This is a genomic window from Nonomuraea polychroma (assembly GCF_004011505.1).
GTDB classification, from domain to species: domain Bacteria; phylum Actinomycetota; class Actinomycetes; order Streptosporangiales; family Streptosporangiaceae; genus Nonomuraea; species Nonomuraea polychroma.
On record NZ_SAUN01000001.1, the window covers coordinates 8,112,999 to 8,128,526 of the forward strand.

General features: G+C 68.2%; 13 protein-coding genes and 1 tRNA gene. 5 read left to right on the plus strand and 9 right to left on the minus strand.

The features are described from left to right. Positions 1 to 53 precede the first annotated feature (53 nt). The 5 genes from pth to EDD27_RS36970 all read right to left on the minus strand — a co-directional run bounded on the left by pth (position 54) and on the right by EDD27_RS36970 (position 4,127). A complete protein-coding gene (gene pth, locus EDD27_RS36950) occupies positions 54 to 638 on the minus strand; it encodes an aminoacyl-tRNA hydrolase (protein WP_127936519.1) in 585 nt (194 codons plus the stop codon). Between the two features lie 145 nt (positions 639 to 783). Next, a complete protein-coding gene (locus EDD27_RS36955) occupies positions 784 to 1,410 on the minus strand; it encodes a 50S ribosomal protein L25/general stress protein Ctc (RefSeq protein ID WP_127936520.1) in 627 nt (208 codons plus the stop codon). 101 nt (positions 1,411 to 1,511) lie between these two features. After that, complete coding sequence (locus tag EDD27_RS36960; protein ID WP_127936521.1) at positions 1,512 to 2,489, minus strand: ribose-phosphate diphosphokinase; 978 nt, start codon at positions 2,487 to 2,489, stop codon at positions 1,512 to 1,514. Beyond that, positions 2,486 to 3,931 (minus strand): bifunctional UDP-N-acetylglucosamine diphosphorylase/glucosamine-1-phosphate N-acetyltransferase GlmU, encoded by a 1,446-nt coding sequence (glmU, locus tag EDD27_RS36965; protein WP_127936522.1) that lies wholly within the window; start codon positions 3,929 to 3,931, stop codon positions 2,486 to 2,488. Before glmU ends, EDD27_RS36960 begins: the two co-directional genes overlap by 4 nt. A 124-nt stretch (positions 3,932 to 4,055) precedes the next feature. Continuing rightward, positions 4,056 to 4,127: transfer RNA gene (locus EDD27_RS36970), tRNA-Gln, on the minus strand. Positions 4,128 to 4,404: 277 nt separating this feature from the next. On the opposite strand from EDD27_RS36970, the gene EDD27_RS36975 reads away from it, so the two are divergent. The 4 genes from EDD27_RS36975 (at position 4,405) to EDD27_RS36990 (ending at position 9,299) form a co-directional block, all read left to right on the plus strand. Then, the gene (locus EDD27_RS36975; RefSeq protein ID WP_127936523.1) at positions 4,405 to 5,343 is read left to right on the plus strand and encodes an acyl-CoA desaturase; all 939 of its coding nucleotides are present in this window, start codon (positions 4,405 to 4,407) and stop codon (positions 5,341 to 5,343) included. Positions 5,344 to 5,425: 82 nt separating this feature from the next. Next, positions 5,426 to 6,295, plus strand: coding sequence for a TetR/AcrR family transcriptional regulator (locus EDD27_RS36980; protein WP_127936524.1), 870 nt, complete (start codon positions 5,426 to 5,428; stop codon positions 6,293 to 6,295). Positions 6,296 to 6,403: 108 nt separating this feature from the next. Then, entirely contained in the window at positions 6,404 to 8,464 is a 2,061-nt protein-coding gene (locus EDD27_RS36985; RefSeq protein WP_127936525.1) for an RNA degradosome polyphosphate kinase, read from the plus strand. Then, entirely contained in the window at positions 8,457 to 9,299 is an 843-nt protein-coding gene (locus EDD27_RS36990) for an NUDIX hydrolase (RefSeq protein WP_241564459.1), read from the plus strand. Before EDD27_RS36985 ends, EDD27_RS36990 begins: the two co-directional genes overlap by 8 nt. Before the next feature lie 155 nt (positions 9,300 to 9,454). Here EDD27_RS36990 and EDD27_RS36995 read toward each other — a convergent pair whose 3' ends face one another. The 3 genes from EDD27_RS36995 to EDD27_RS37005 are packed head-to-tail and all read right to left on the minus strand — an operon-like array spanning position 9,455 to position 12,100. Beyond that, on the minus strand, positions 9,455 to 10,945 hold the full coding sequence (locus tag EDD27_RS36995) for a CYTH and CHAD domain-containing protein (RefSeq protein WP_241564460.1): 1,491 nt from the start codon (positions 10,943 to 10,945) through the stop codon (positions 9,455 to 9,457). Between the two features lie 40 nt (positions 10,946 to 10,985). Next, a complete protein-coding gene (locus EDD27_RS37000) occupies positions 10,986 to 11,333 on the minus strand; it encodes a VOC family protein (protein ID WP_127936526.1) in 348 nt (115 codons plus the stop codon). Beyond that, positions 11,330 to 12,100, minus strand: coding sequence for a trans-aconitate 2-methyltransferase (locus EDD27_RS37005; protein ID WP_241564461.1), 771 nt, complete (start codon positions 12,098 to 12,100; stop codon positions 11,330 to 11,332). Before EDD27_RS37005 ends, EDD27_RS37000 begins: the two co-directional genes overlap by 4 nt. 57 nt (positions 12,101 to 12,157) lie before the next feature. Between EDD27_RS37005 and EDD27_RS37010 the strand changes: the two genes are divergently transcribed. Next, positions 12,158 to 12,661, plus strand: a complete 504-nt coding sequence (locus EDD27_RS37010) for a MarR family winged helix-turn-helix transcriptional regulator (protein WP_127936527.1) — start codon at positions 12,158 to 12,160, stop codon at positions 12,659 to 12,661. 350 nt (positions 12,662 to 13,011) lie between these two features. Here EDD27_RS37010 and EDD27_RS37015 read toward each other — a convergent pair whose 3' ends face one another. Further along, positions 13,012 to 14,862: an ABC-F family ATP-binding cassette domain-containing protein gene (locus tag EDD27_RS37015; RefSeq protein ID WP_127936528.1), complete on the minus strand. Its 1,851-nt coding sequence runs from the start codon at positions 14,860 to 14,862 to the stop codon at positions 13,012 to 13,014. Between the last annotated feature and the right edge of the window lie 666 nt (positions 14,863 to 15,528).

Sequence of the window (15,528 nt, forward strand, 5' to 3'; positions counted from 1 at the left end):
CCGATGGTAGCGATGCGTCAAGCGGCCGACCGGCGAAAGAACGTATGCGGGGATCAGCGTGGAGGGCCGGAAATGTGCAGATCAGCCCGGTGATACTCGTTTTGTGTGGCTTCCAGGCCGCGGGCCATCAGCGACTCCACGACGTCGGCGGCCCGGTCGACGAGGAAAGGCAGGTCCTTGCGTTCGGCGGTGGCGAAGTCCCTGAGCACGAAGCCGGCGGCGTCCATGCGGCCGGGCGGGCGCCCGATGCCGAACCGGACGCGGAGGTAGTCACGGGTGCCGAGGACCTTGGTGATCGACTTGAGGCCGTTGTGCCCGTTGTCGCCGCCGCCGAGCTTGGCACGCAGCGCGCCGTACGGCACGTCGAGCTCGTCGTGCACGACGATCAGCCGTTCCGGGCCGATCTTGTAGAAGTCGGAGAGCGCTTTGACGGGCCCGCCGGACAGGTTCATGTACGTCAGCGGCTTGGCCAGGATGGCGGCTCGGGTCTCACACACCTCGGCCCGGCTCTTGTGCGCTTTGAACCGCCCGCCGGCCCTGGCGGCCAGCTCGTCGAGCACCATGAATCCGGCGTTGTGCCGGTTGCCGGCGTATTCGGGCCCCGGATTGCCCAGTCCGGCGATCAGCCAGCGCTCCATGCGCTCCCCTTCGGTCGCGAAAACGGGGCGGCCGAATGCCGGCCGCCCCGCACGGGGTATGTGATAAAAACCTGCGCGTCGGCCTGCCGCTCCACGCTCGTCGCTGGTTACGACCGTAGCGGCAGTCCGACTGGCAGGTTTTCCATTACTCGGCCGCGGCCTCGGCGGTCTCGCCCTCGGCGGCAGCCTCGGCGGCCGGGGCCTCGGCGGCCTCCTCGGCCTCCTCGGGAGCCTCGACCGGCTTGGCGATGATCTGGACGACGACGGTCTCGGGGTCGGCGGCCAGCGTGGCGCCCTGCGGGAGCTGGAGCTGGGCGGTGGTGACGGCGGTGCCGACCTCCAGGCCCTCGACGTTGACCTCGACGCCGGTCGGGATGTGCGTGGCCTCGGCCTCCACCGCGACCGCGACGAGCTGCAGGTCGAGCAGGCCGTCGGGGTGCACGTCGCCGACCGTGGTGACCGGGATCTCGACGGTGACCTTCTCGCCACTCTTGACCAGGAGCAGGTCGACGTGCTCGACGAAGCCCTTGATCGGGTCGCGCTGCACGCCCTTGGGCAGGGCCAGCTCGTCCACGCCCTCACCCTTGAGGCGGATCAGCACGTTGGGCGTACGGAGCGCGAGCAGCACCTCGTGGCCGGGCAGGGTCAGGTGCTTGGGGTCGATGCCGTGCCCGTAGAGAACGGCGGGCACCTTGTCGGCGCGGCGGATCTTGCGAGCGGCGCCCTTGCCGAACGCGGTGCGCGGTTCGGCGGCGATACGTACTTCAGACACGACATCTCCTAGGGATGCATTGGGGATCGGTGCGGTGCGCGCTCACCCTCACCCGCCCTAGCGGAAGGCGTTACGAGCGCAACCGGTTCAGTCTATCGCTGTCAGGTGTCACCCTCGAACAAGCTCGTCACCGAGCCGTCGTTGAAGATCTCGGTGATGGCCCGCGCGATGAGCGGCGCGATGGACAGGACCGTCAGCTTGTCGAACCTGTTGGCCTGCGACAACGGCAGCGTGTTGGTGACGATGACCTCGGAGATCCTGGAGTTCTTCAGCCGGTCCACAGCCGGGTCGGAGAAGACCGCGTGGGTGGCGGCGGTGATCACGTTGGTGGCGCCCTGCTCGTAGAGGGCGTCGGCGGCCTTGCAGATGGTGCCCGCGGTGTCGATCATGTCGTCGATCACCACACAGGTACGCCCGCGTACGTCCCCGACCACCTCGTTGACCTTCACCTGGTTGGCCACGTCGAGGTCGCGGCGCTTGTGGATGAACGCCATCGGCGTGCCGAGCGTGTCGGCCCAGCGCTCCGACAGGCGCACGCGACCGGTGTCGGGCGAGACGACGGTCGTGTTCTCCAGGTCGAGCTTGTTCTTCAGGTAGCTCTCCAGGACCGGCATGGCGAACAGGTGGTCCACCGGGCCGTCGAAGAAGCCTTGGATCTGGGAGGTGTGCAGGTCGATCGACATGAGCCGGTCGGCGCCCGCGGTCTTGAACATGTCGGCCATCAGCCGGGCCGTGATGGGCTCGCGGCCGCGGCCCTTCTTGTCCTGGCGGGCGTAGCCGAAGAACGGCATGACCACGGTGATGCGCTTGGCGGAGGCCCGCTTCAGCGCGTCGACCATGATGAGCTGTTCCATGATCCATTTGTTGATGGGGCCGGTGTGACTCTGGATCACGAAGGCGTCGCAGCCGCGCACCGACTCCATGAAGCGGACGTAGATCTCGCCGTTGGCGAAGTCGATCAGCTTGGTCGGGGTGAGGGAGACGCCGACGTGCCTGGCCACCTCCTCGGCAAGCTCCGGGTGGGCCCGCCCGGAGAAGAGCATGAGGTTCTTCTCCCCGGGCTGCTTAATGCTCGTCACTGTTCTTTCTCCTCTTTGCGCGCCAGCGCCCGCTCGGCGGCCGCGGCGGACTTCGTGCCCGCGCGCCTGCGCAAGACCCATTTCTCGATGTTGCGCTGCCGTGCCCGCGCCACTCCCATCGCGCCCGGAGGCACCTCGTCCACGATCACCGAGCCCGCCGCCGTGTAGGCGCCGTCGTTGACGGTCACCGGAGCGACGAGCATGGTGTCGCAGCCGACGAACACGCCGTCGCCCACGGTGGTGTGGTGCTTGTTGACCCCGTCGTAGTTGACGAAGACGGTGGCTGCGCCGATGTTGGCGTCCTCGCCGATCGTGGCGTCGCCCGCGTAGGTCAGGTGCGGCACCTTGGAGCGGTCGCCGACCTTGGCGTTCTTCATCTCGACGAACGTGCCGGCCTTGGACTTGTGCCCGAGCACGGTGCCTGGCCGTAGATAGGCGTAGGGACCGACATTGGCCTCGGGGCCGATCTCGGCGTGGTCGCAGACGGCGTTGCGCACGACGGCCCGCTCGCCGACGCGCGTGCTGGTGAGCGTGGTGGCGGGGCCGACCTCGGCGCCGGTCTCGATGACGGTGTCGCCGTGCAACTGCGTGCCGGGATGGATGACGACGTCGGGCGCGATCCGCACGCCCACGTCGATCCACGTGGCGGCCGGATCGATGATCGTGACGCCGGCCCGCATGTGGGCCTCCAGCAGGCGCTGGTTGAGGACCTTGCGGGCGGCGGCGAGCTGCACGCGGTCGTTGACGCCCTCGACCTCGACGTGGTCGCCGGCCACGCAGGCGCCGACCCGGTGACCGTCGCCGCGCAGGATGGCCAGGACGTCGGTGAGGTATTCCTCGCCCTGGGCGTTGTCGGTGGACACGCGCTTGACGGCGTCGGCGAGCAACTCTCCGTCGAAGGCGTAGATGCCGGAGTTCATCTCCTTGACGGCGCGCTGCTCCGCGGTGGCGTCCTTCTCCTCGACGATCTCCAGGACGGCGCCGTTCTCGTCGCGGATGATCCGCCCGTAGCCGGTCGGATCGGGCACTTCGGCGGTCAGCACGGTGACCGCGTTGCCGTCGGCGGCATGACGTTCGAGCAACGCGGCGAGGGTCTCGGTGCGCAGGAGCGGCACGTCGCCGTACGTGACCAGCACGGTGCCGGAGATCGTGCCGACCTCTTCGAGCACGGTGCGGACCGCGTGGCCGGTGCCGCGCTGCTCCCGCTGCACGACGGCGCGCGCGTCCGGGCTGGTGGCGGCCAGATGTCCGCCGACCTGCTCGAGCGCGTGGCCTATGACGACGATGAGCCGCTCGGGCTGCAGGTCGCGGGCGGCGGCGAGCATGTGGTCCACCAGAGCGCGGCCGCACAGCTCGTGCAGGACTTTCGGGGTCTGGCTCTTCATCCGGGTGCCCTCGCCCGCGGCGAGGACGACGACGGCTGCCGGGCGCGGCACACTCACGGACTGAGGCTCCCTGTGACTGGACGGATCAGGGCATTTGGTGCGGCTACCGCACCGCTACCCTCCCGACACCGTGAGGATACCTGGCCGCACCCGAAACATTCTCGCAGGGACAACCTCAAAGCTCCCGGAAGAGGACTCGAACCCCTACAAAGTGGACCAAAACCACTTGTCCTGCCGATTAGACGATCCGGGACAGATCGGACAGGTGATGTCCGACACCCCCCTACGATACCGAGCCCGGACCCCGGCGCGCGCCCGTAATTACCGCCACGCCGGAACTCCGCAGGTGGCAGCGGGCACTCCCCATAACAGGCGGACCTTAAAGGGGCAAGCCATGAACCCCACTCACCTTGTTCAGGGAACCGTCACATTCGTCACATCGCTTCTTAGGTCTTCCTTACTTACGATGGCGTAGGTTACGGTTGCGTAGACTGGACATTCATCCTCATACATGTCGTTGGAGGTCGCCCATGACCGTTACCGCCGAGCGATCCGCACCCACCCCGAAGCCCGACTTCGAACCCGAGCCGAAATCCCGCGCAGAACTGATCATCTTCGGTCTGGTCGTCGGACTGCCACTGATCGCGATCGCCGCCGCCGTGCCGCTCGCGTGGGGATGGGGGCTCGGCTGGACGGACATCGCGATCGCGTTCGTCTTCTACATGGTCTCCGGCCTCGGCGTCACCGTGGGCCTGCACCGCTACTTCACGCACGGCTCGTTCAAGGCCAAGCGGCCGCTGAAGATCGCGCTGGGCATCGCCGGCAGCCTGTCGCTGGAGATGTCCGTGCTCGACTGGGTGGCCACCCACCGCAAGCACCACAAGTTCTCCGACAAGGAGGGCGACCCGCACTCGCCGTGGCGCTTCGGCCCTGGTTTCAAGAACATGGCCAAGGGCCTGCTCTATGCCCACATGGGCTGGCTGTTCGAGAGCGAGCGTACCAACAGGGAGAAGTACGCGCCCGACCTGTGCAAGGACTCGGACGTCCAGAAGCTGCACAAGTGGTTCGGCCCGATCGCGGTCGCCTCGATGGTGCTGCCCGGCGTGCTGGGCGGGCTCATCACCTGGTCCTGGCAGGGCGCGCTGACCGCGCTGTTCTGGGGCACCCTCGTCCGCATCGGCCTGCTGCACCACGTGACCTGGTCGATCAACTCCATCTGCCACGTCTTCGGCGAGGAGGACTTCCAGGTGCGCGACAAGTCCCGCAACGTGTGGTGGCTGGCCATCCCGTCCTTCGGCGAGTCGTGGCACAACCTGCACCACTCCGACCCGACCTGCGCCCGGCACGGCGCGCTCAAGGGCCAGATCGACCTGAGCGCCGGCCTCATCCGGATCTTCGAGAAGCTGGGCTGGGCGTACGACGTCCGCTGGCCGACGCCGGAGCGCCTGGCGGCGAAGCGCGTTGCTTGACGACAATAGCTCGATGAGCGGTCATGGATCCGTGGCCGTCATTATGGAGACCGTGACCCAAGAACCCCGATCTCGCAGGCGTATGTCCGGGAGCGAGCGACGAGAGCAACTGATTCGCATCAGCCGAACGCTCTTCGCGGAGAAGGGGTTCGATGGGACCTCTATCGAGGAAATCGCAGCTACCGCACAGGTGTCGAAGCCCGTGGTATATGAGCATTTCGGTGGCAAAGAGGGCGTCTACGCGGTCGTCGTCGACCGCGAGATGCAAAAGCTCCTCACGATGATCACTGATGCCCTCGCGGCGTCCCATTCCCTCATCAAACTGGAGCGCGCCGCGCTGGCGCTGCTGCAGTACATCGAGGAGAGCAGCGAGGGCTTCCGCATCCTGGTGCGCGACTCGCACGCCGCCTCGGGCACCGGCACCTTCGCGAGCCTGATCAGTGAGATCGCCAGCCAGGTCGAGGACGTCCTGGCTGACGAGTTCGCCTCCCGGGGCTACGACCCCAAGCTCGCCCCGATGTACGCGCAGATGCTGGTGGGCATGGTGGCCCTCACCGGCCAGTGGTGGCTGGACGTCCGCAAGCCGGGCCGCGAGGAGGTGGCCGCCCACCTCGTCAACCTGGCATGGAACGGCCTGACCGGGCTCAACGCCAACCCCACGATCACCGCGATCAGCCGCGAGCACTCCGCCGCGCCCCCCAAACCGCGCCCAACCGAAAGGGAACTGCGCGAGCTGGAGAAGGTCCGCGAGAAGGAGGCGAAGGAGGCGGAGAAGATCCGCCAGCGCGAGCTGAAGGAGGCCGAGAAGGTTCGGGTGCGCGAGCTGAAAGAGCGCGAGCGGCTGCTGAAGGAAGCCGAGAAGGCCCGTGAGCGTGAGGAGAAGATCCGCCAGCGGGAGGCCAGGCTGGCGGAGCGGGCAGCGCGCCTTGAACAGGTGGATCAGCCCGAGTGAAATCTTGAACGTACGTGACGAAGACGGCCGGACGGGAATGACCGACTGGATCGCGCCGTTGCTACTCCGTTAACGTTCTGTTCAACCAATAAGGGCAATATAGGTCATATGTCCGCCGAACCGCTGCAATCCCCTAACGACCTGCCGCTGCCACAGGAGCGCTTTCTCAATCGCGAGGAGAGTTGGCTCCAGTTCAACGAGCGGGTGCTGGAGCTGGCCGAAGACCCGGCGCTCCCGCTGCTGGAGCGGGTGCGGTTCCTGGCGATCTTCGCGAGCAACCTGGACGAGTTCTTCCGCGTGCGGGTGGCGGGACTCAAGCGGCGCATGGCGACGGGCCTGCTGCTGCGCACCAAGAGCGGATTGAAGCCGCGCGAGGAGCTGGTCAGGATCGCGGGGATCGCGGACGAGCTGGCCAGGCGGCATGCGGCGGTCTACCACGACAAGATCTCCCCGGAGCTGGCGGGCGAGGGCATCGAGATCGTCCGGTGGGACGATCTGGGCCGCGAGGAGCGCACGGAGCTGCGCAAGCTGTTCAGGGAGCGGATCCGACCGGTCCTTACGCCGTTGGCTGTGGACCCCGCACACCCGTTTCCCTATATTTCCGGGCTGAGCCTCAACCTGGCCGTGCTGGTGCGCAACCCGGCGACCGATCACACGGTCTTCGCGCGGGTCAAGGTCCCCTCGCAGCTGCCCCGGTTCGTACAGGCGTCCAAGGACCGGTTCGTCCCCCTCGAGGACGTGATCGCGGCCCACCTGGGCCAGCTCTTCAAGGGCATGGAGATCCTCCAGCACCACGTGTTCCGCGTCACCAGGAACGAGGACCTCGACGTCGACGAGGACGTCACCGAGAACCTCATGCAGGCCCTGGAGAAGGAGCTGCTCAAGCGGCGTTTCGGCCCGCCCGTGCGGCTGGAGGTCGAGGACACGATCACGCCCGAGGTGCTGGCCCCGCTCGTGGAGGAGCTGGAGCTGGCGCCGCACGAGATCTACCGCCTGCCCGGGCCGCTCGACCTGTCCGGCCTGCACGCCATCGCCGACCTGGAGCGCGGCGAGCTCAGCTACCGCTCGTTCGTGCCGGCGGAGGTGATCAGCGCCGAGGACGACCTCTTCGCGGTCCTGCGCGAGCGCGACGTGCTGCTGCACCACCCGTACGACTCGTTCGCCACCAGCGTGCAGCGCTTCATCGAGGTGGCCGCGGACGACCCCAGGGTGCTGGCGATCAAGCAGACCCTCTACCGGACCAGCGGCGACTCCCCCATCGTCAACGCCCTGATCGACGCGGCCGAAGCGGGCAAGCAGGTCGTGGTGGTCGTGGAGATCAAGGCCCGCTTCGACGAGCACGCCAACATCTCCTGGGCCAGGAAGCTGGAGCGCGCCGGCTGCCACGTCGTCTACGGCGTCGTCGGCCTCAAGACGCACTGCAAGCTCGCGCTCGTCGTCCGCCAGGAGCCCTCGGGCGAGCTGCGCCGCTACTGCCACATCGGCACCGGCAACTACAACCCCAAGACCGCCCGGCAGTACGAGGACTTCGGCCTGCTCACGGCGGACCCGCTGGTCGGCGAGGACGTCACCGACCTGTTCATCCACCTGACCGGCTACTCCAACCACTCCGCCTACCGCAGGCTGCTGGTCGCGCCGCACTCCATGCGCAGCGGGCTGGTGGCCAGGATCGAGCGGGAGATCGCCCATCAGCAGGCCGGCCGCCCCGCCAGGATCCGGATCAAGACCAACTCGCTGGTGGACGAGCCGATCATCGACGCGCTCTACCGGGCGTCCCGGGCGGGCGTCCCGGTGGATTTGCTGGTGCGCGGCATCTGCATCCTCAGACCCGGCATCCCAGACCTGTCCGAAAATATCCGCGTAAGGTCAATTTTGGGGCGCTTCCTGGAGCACTCCCGGGTGTACGAGTTCGGCCTGGGCCGGCGGCCCGAGATCTGGATCGGCAGCGCCGACCTCATGCGCAGGAACATCGATCGCCGCGTCGAAGCCCTGGTCAAGGTGACGTCGCAGCAGCACAAGGCCTACCTCATCGAGCTGATGGACCAGGCCATGGCCGAGACCACGAACGCGTGGTGGCTCAACTCCGATGGCACATGGGCCCGCCATCACGGCGAGGACCTGCAGAGCCATCTCATCAGTACGCGCCGCTGGAGGACCGTTGATGACTGACCTGCTCCGCGCCGCCGGAGCCGTGGTCTGGAGGGGCGCCGAGAGCAGCCCCGAAGTCGCTGTCATTCACCGACCCACCTACGACGACTGGACCTTCCCCAAGGGCAAGCTGAAGACCGGGGAACACGTGATCGCCGCCGCCCTCCGCGAGGTACGCGAGGAGACCGGCATGACCGTCGCGCTCGGCCGTGCCCTGCCGCCCGTCCACTACATCAGCAGGGGCCGGCTCAAGCGGGTCGACTACTGGACGGCACGGGCGGTGGCCGACGACGGATTTACACCCGGGGATGAAGTGGACGAGCTGCGCTGGCTTCCGCTGGAGGAGGCCAAGGCGCTGCTGACGTACGAATGGGACGCGGGCCTGCTGCGAGCCCTGGCCGTGGCGCCGCTCGAGACCGTTCCTCTCGTCCTCGTCCGGCACGGCTCGGCCGGCTCCAGGAACGAGTGGACCGGCGACGACGCGCTGCGGCCGCTGGACACCGACGGCCGCTCCCAGGCGGCCGCCCTGGCCACCGCGCTGCCCGCGTACCGGCCGGAGGTGCTGGTGAGCTCCCCCAGCGCCCGCTGCATGCAGACGCTGGAACCGTACGGTGCCGCGCTCGATGGCGAGATCAGGATCGAGCCGCTGCTCAGCGAGGAGAGCCAGGACCCGCACAAGACGCCGGCCCTGGTCAGGGAGATCACGGTGCCCGCCGCCGTGTGCAGTCACGGCAAGGTGCTGCCTGAGCTGATCCATGCGCTGAGCGGCAAGGACGTGCACCTGCGCAAGGGCGCGTTCGCCGTGCTGCACAAGACGGGCGGGCAGGTCGTGAGCGTGGAGCGCTACGCGGCCTGACGCTTCGCAGCGATCCCGGCTCACATCCGGCGGCCAGCCAGAACTCGTACCGGACCGGCTGCGTTCCCTGGCGATGCCCTCCTTGAGGCGAAGGTGGCGCGGTACACCGCGCCGCGGTACATGTGAAAGCCCCCGCGTTTACACGGGGGATCCGGTTACAGAAGCTTCCCCGCTGCTTTGACAGTTTCCGCCCATACCCTGGGGAAGTCGGCGTGTGCCCGGTCTGCGATGTTGCGTTCTATCCCGACCAGCAGCCCGTACGTGAAGGTGTCCTCACCTGCCTGACGGGCGCTCTCCGCCTCCTTCGCCAACGTTTCCTGTGCGACCACGCCGTCCTGGTGCGTCCCCAGTACTTCCTGGATGCCCGCCGCCAGCTTTGCCAGCCTGGCCATGTCCTTGCCGAGGGTGGGTTGCAGCGCTTCGGCGGTGTAGCGAGCGCGTTTGGCCGCTTTGCGCACGTCGTGCATGGCGATCTCACGGCGTTCGAGGTCCTCGATGGCCTGGGCGAAGTCGTATGCCCTGGTCACCCTGTTCCAGCCGGCCGCCGCGATGGCGCTGAGCCGCTCCTGCGCCGGCTTGGCCGCCGCCTTGCCCAGCTTCGGCTCGGCGATGAGCTCGTCGAGGGCGTTGAGCAGGGCGTAGTAGCGGTCGCCGCTGAGCGTCTCCTTGATCCGCTCGTACGCCTCTTCTTCGCGTTTGTGCAGGTCCCAGCCGAGCCTGGTGTGAATCGGGCCGATGATCAGCTCGGGAGCCACGCCGGCGAGCAGTTTGGCGAAGCGGGCCCTGGTCACTTCCAGGTCGCGGGCCTCGCCGAGCACGTTGCCGAGCCACTGCAGCTCCTCCTGGAGCTCGCCGGTGTCGACGACGACGGTTTTGAACGCCTTCATCGCGCTACGCAGCCGGCGGCACGCCACGCGCATCTGGTGCACGGCGTCGTCCTCGGCCCTGCGTACCCGTGGATCCTGCGAGAGCAGTGCGGACACCTGGCTCGCCAGGTAGTTGACGACGATCTCGCCGGCCGAGCCCGGCACGGTGGCGGCCCTGGCCGGCGGGGTGGGGTCGAGCAGCTTGGCCAGCTTGCTGGCGCTGCCGGACGGCGTGGCGCCGGCTTTCCTGAGCCGCTTGCCGACCTTGGTCAGCAGCGCCTGGCGGGTGTCGTCGAGCAGCTCGGCCTCGACCTCGCGCCAGCGCACGACCTTGTCCTCGACCCTGTGGTCGGTGCCCTTGACGCGGTCGTCGGCGATCTCGACCAGCTTGGTCTCCCCGTCGAGCAGGACTGTGACGGTCCTGCGGGTGTCCAGTTCGGCGACCACCTGGAGATCGGCGCCCCTGGTGTAGGCGCGGACGAGTTCGGCCAGTTCCGGAGGCACGATCTTGGTGCTGCGAGTGAGCGGATGGGTGATCTCCTGGCGCACGCCCTTGGCCTTGGGCAGTTTCAGGTGCCAGCCGGCGTCGTCGCCGCCTCGTCGTCGCCTGAGCGTGACGCCTCGGGCGGCCAGCCGCAGGTCGGGCGTGTCATAGTAAAGGGCCACGAGCTGGTAACTCTTCGGGCCCACGACGTCGGCCAGACCACTCAGATCCGGGATCACGTATTCCTGAGGAACGTCGAACTTGTCCTCGATCTCGATGCCCACTGCACCTCGCATGCGTCCGATTTCGGACAATGATGCCACCACAAGGTAAACATCACACTAATTGCAGGAGTTCGATTCTGTTCCCGACCGGATCAGAGACATAGAGGCGCCGATAACCCGGCAAAAGGTCATCGGGGACCGCGTCAGGCAGCTTGGCGGCGTACGCGTCGAGGTCGTCCACCAGAAAGGCCGGATGGGCCTTGCGCGCGGGCCTGAAGTCGTCCTCGATGCCGAGATGGACCTCCACGCCGTCGCCCCGGAACCAGGCGCCGCCGCGTTCGGCGAGTTTCGGCGGCTTTGCCACCTCACGCAGGCCGAGCACGCCCACGTAGAAGTCTCTGAGCAGCGGCTCGCTGCCTTTGGGCGCGGCGAGCTGGACGTGATGCAGCGCTTTGATCATTTCTGGGCCACCACGAAGACCCTCCTGAACGGGAACGGAGTGCCGTAACGCCTGGCCGGATACGCCTCGGCGAGCGGCCCGGCCAGATCGGCCTTGAACCGCCGCTGCTCGTCCGGGTCGAGCCGGTCGAAGATCGGGCGCAGGGCGGTGCCGGACACCCAGTCCAGCACGGGGTTCTCGCCCTGGAGCACGTGCACGTACGTCGTCTCCCAGGCGTCCACCTGGGTGCCGCCCTGGTTGAGCAGATCGAGGTAGCCGGCGGCGTCATCGACCGGGTTGGCCCTGGTGACGTCGCTCAGCTTGTCGGACCAGGCCCGCGAGGCACACAGCTCGCGGATCGCGACGTGGCTCGGCGCGTCGAAGTTGCCCGGCACCTGGAAAGCCAGCCAGCCGCCCGCGGCCAGCCCCTCCATCCAGTGCTCCAGCACGTCTCGGTGCGCGGGCACCCACTGCAGGACGGCGTTGGAGACGATCACGTCCATGGGCCGGTCCGGCCGCCAGGTCGCCACGTCGGCGACCGCGAACCTGGCAGAGGACTTCAGCTGACGCGCCTTGGTGATCATCGCGGGCGAGGAGTCGAAGCCCTCGATCGTCGCGTTGGGCCAGCGATTGCCCAGCTCCACAGTGAGTTCACCGCTGCCGCAGCCGGCGTCCACGACATAATCGGGATTGACCGCCCCCACTCTGGAGATCAGCTCGATGAACGGCCGCGACCGCTCGTCCGCATAGACCGCGTAGGTCACCGGGTCCCAGATATCTCTTGACATGAAGATAATTGATATCGAGAGAGATATCTCGATGTCAAGACAGTACACTTCTGTGTCATGACGGAGGATCCGAGAGACGAGGTCGACCGCCTCGTCGCGGCTTGGCGAGCGGAACGCCCCGACCTTGACGTCGAGCCGCTCCAGGTGCTCTCTAGAGTGTCACGACTCGCCAAGCATCTCGACCGTGCCCGGCGAGCCGCGTTCGCCGAGCATGGTCTGGAGCCATGGGAGTTCGACGTGCTGACGGCGCTGCGGCGGGCCGGGAAGCCGTACGAGCTCAGCCCTGGGGCGCTGCTGCGCGCCACCCTCGTCACCTCGGGGACCATGACCAACCGCATCGACCGCCTCGCCCAGGCCGGGCTCGTCCGGCGGCGTCCCGATCCCGAGGACCGGCGCGGCGTGCTGGTGTCCCTGACGGACACGGGGCTGGCCCGGGTCGACGCCGCCTTCGCCGACCTGCTCAGGCGGGAGCACGATCTCCTGTCCGGGCTCGACCTGGACGATCAGCGCACCCTCTCTTCCCTCCTCCGCACGCTCCTCGCACCCTTCGACTCCCCCTGATCTCTTTCTTCCCCGTGTGGTCTTTCTTTTTTTACGGTCGCCCAGCGTCACCGCACGCGCCGTAGAACGTTGCCGTCTGTCATGGCCGGTCGTGAAGGCTCACGGGTTCTCACCGTTACGAGCGCATTCTTGGCCGTCGTCTTCGCTGAAGCGGTGGCCGTCGGGGTAAGGGCCGCCACTTGACCGCCGGCTCACTGGCCCCGCCACTTGACCGGCGGCTCACTGACAGAGCGGCGGCTGCTGGAGCGACCGTCGCTTGGGCGCGCCACAGGCGAGGCGACGATCGCTTGGCCGCCTCGGGAGCAGGCCGACGGTCGCTTGGGCGACCCATGGACAAGTCGAAAATATGGTCAGTCCCCGAGGCGGTCGGCCAGCTCGAGCCACTCCGACTCGATCGTGTCCTTCTGGGCCGTGATCTCGCGTAGTTCGGCGTCCAGCGTGCCCAGCTTGGCGTAATCGCTGGCAGCCTCCGCCATGGCCGTGTGGAGGCGGGCCTCCTGGTCGGTCAGCTTGTCGAGCTGGCGTTCCAGGCGGTTGAGCTCCTTGCGGAGTTCCCGCTCCTCCCTCGCCGACAACCCGGACGGCGCCTGATCGGACGCTGAGGTCCCGGTCGACGTCGTCCCCGGTCCTCTGCCGGCATCGACGGAACCGGACAGGCCGCCGAGAGACACCGTGGCGGTGCCGAGACGTGCGGTCAAGGCGGTGCCCGCCGCGCGCCGCTCCAGATATTCGTCCACCCCGCCGGGCAGCAGCGACAGCTTGCCGTCGCCCAGCAGTGCGACGCAGCGATCGGCCACCCGCTCCAGGAAGTAGCGGTCGTGGCTCACCAGGATGAGCGTGCCCGGCCAGCCGTCCAGCAGGTCTTCCAGCTCGTTGAGCGTCTCGATGTCGAGGTCGTTGGTCGGCTCGTCGAGCAGCAGGACGTTCGGGTCGTCCATGAGCAGCCTGAGCAGCTGAAGCCGGCGCCGTTCGCCGCCGGAGAGGTCGCCGATGACCTTCCACTGCGCCTCGCCGCGAAAGCCCAGGCGTTCGAGGAGCTGGGAGGCGGTCCACTCCCTCTTGCCGAGTTGGAGGTACTTCCGCACTTCCTCGACCGACTCCAGCACCCGCCGCGTCGGATCGAGGTCGGTCAGCTCCTGGGACAGGTGTGCGAGGCGTACCGTCTTGCCTCTGACCACGCGGCCGGAGTCGGGCTTGAGCGTGTCAGCGAGCAGCCGCAGCACCGACGACTTCCCTGACCCGTTGACGCCGATCAGACCGATGCGGTCGCCCGGCCCGAACTGCCACGTGCACCGATCGAGCACCAGCGGCCCGGTGGCCGGCCCGCCCGCGTGCAGGGTGACGTCATCCAGGTCGTAGACGGTCTTGCCGAGCCGGGCCGCGGCGAACTTCATCAGCTCGACGGTCTCTCGCGGCGGCGGCTCGTTGGCGATCAGCGCCTGGGCGGCGTCGATGCGGAACTTCGGCTTGGATGTCCGGGCGGGCGGGCCGCGTCGCAACCAGGCGATCTCCTTGCGCATGAGGTTTTGGCGGCGATCCTCGGCGGCCTGGGCGATGCGTTCCCGCTCGGCCTTGGCCAGCACGTAGGCGGCGTAGCCTCCCTCGTACCGCTCGACGCGCCCGTCCACGACCTCCCAGGTGCGGGTGGACACGGCGTCGAGGAACCACCGATCGTGGGTCACCACCAGCAGTGCGCTCTTCCTGGCCGCCAGGTGCCCGGCCAGCCACGCGATCGCCTCGATGTCGAGGTGGTTGGTGGGCTCGTCCAGCATGATCAGGTCATGGTCGTCGATGAGCAGCTGCGCCAGGGCCGTACGCCTGCGCTCGCCTCCCGAGAGTTCGCCGCTCTTGGCGTCGAGATCGAGGTCCCCGATCAGGTTCGCCAGGATCTCCCTGACCCGCTGGTCACCGGCCCACTCGTGCTCGGCCATCGCGCCCAGGACGATGTCCCGCACGGCCGCGGCCGGATCGAGCGTGTCCTGCTGCGACAGGAAACCGACCCGCAGGCCCCGGGTGTGCGTGACACGCCCGGTGTCGGGGCGCACGTCGCCGGCGATGACCGACATGAGGGTCGTCTTGCCGCCCCCGTTGCGCCCGACGACGCCGATCCGCTCGCCTGCCTCGACGCCGAGGGACACGTCACTGAGGAGCGGCTTGGGCCCGTAGGCATGGGAGACCGACTCAAGATTGACCAGATTCATGACTTACCCAGGGTATAGGCTCCCGGTCCACGCGCCGCCCGCCCGCCGCACGCCCCCGCACGCCCGCCGCACACCGCCCGCCCGTCCGCCGCCCGCACGCCGCATGCACCCCACATGCCGCCCAGCGCTTCGAACCGCCGGGAGCCGCACCGGGCCGACGGCCAAGAGCCCCTGCCGCACCGACACGGCAGGCCAACGCACCGCCCAGCGCTTCCACCGCCGGGAGCCGCACCGGGCCGACGGCCAAGAGCCCCTGCCGCACCGACGCGGCAGGCCAGCGCATCGCGGCAAGCACGGCACCGCCGACAGGGCACCGCACGCCAGGCACAGCACCGCAGTGCACGGCAGATACGCCGAAACGGCGCCCCAGGCCGACACAGCCGAGGCAGCAACGCCGGAACGGCATCCCAGGCCGACAGCCGAGGGACACGTCGCTGAGCAGCGGCTTGGGCCCGTAGGCATGGCAGACCGACAAGGCCAAGCACATGCCCCGAAACGGCACCGGCTGCCAACACGGCGGCCCGACGCAGCCCCCTGACCCAGCGGCCCGACGCAGCGCCCCGACACGACGGCCCGGACCGGCGCCCTGACACGGCAGCCCGTACACGGCAGTCCTGACACGGCAGCCCTGACACGGCAGCCCTGACACGGCAGCCCTAACGCAGC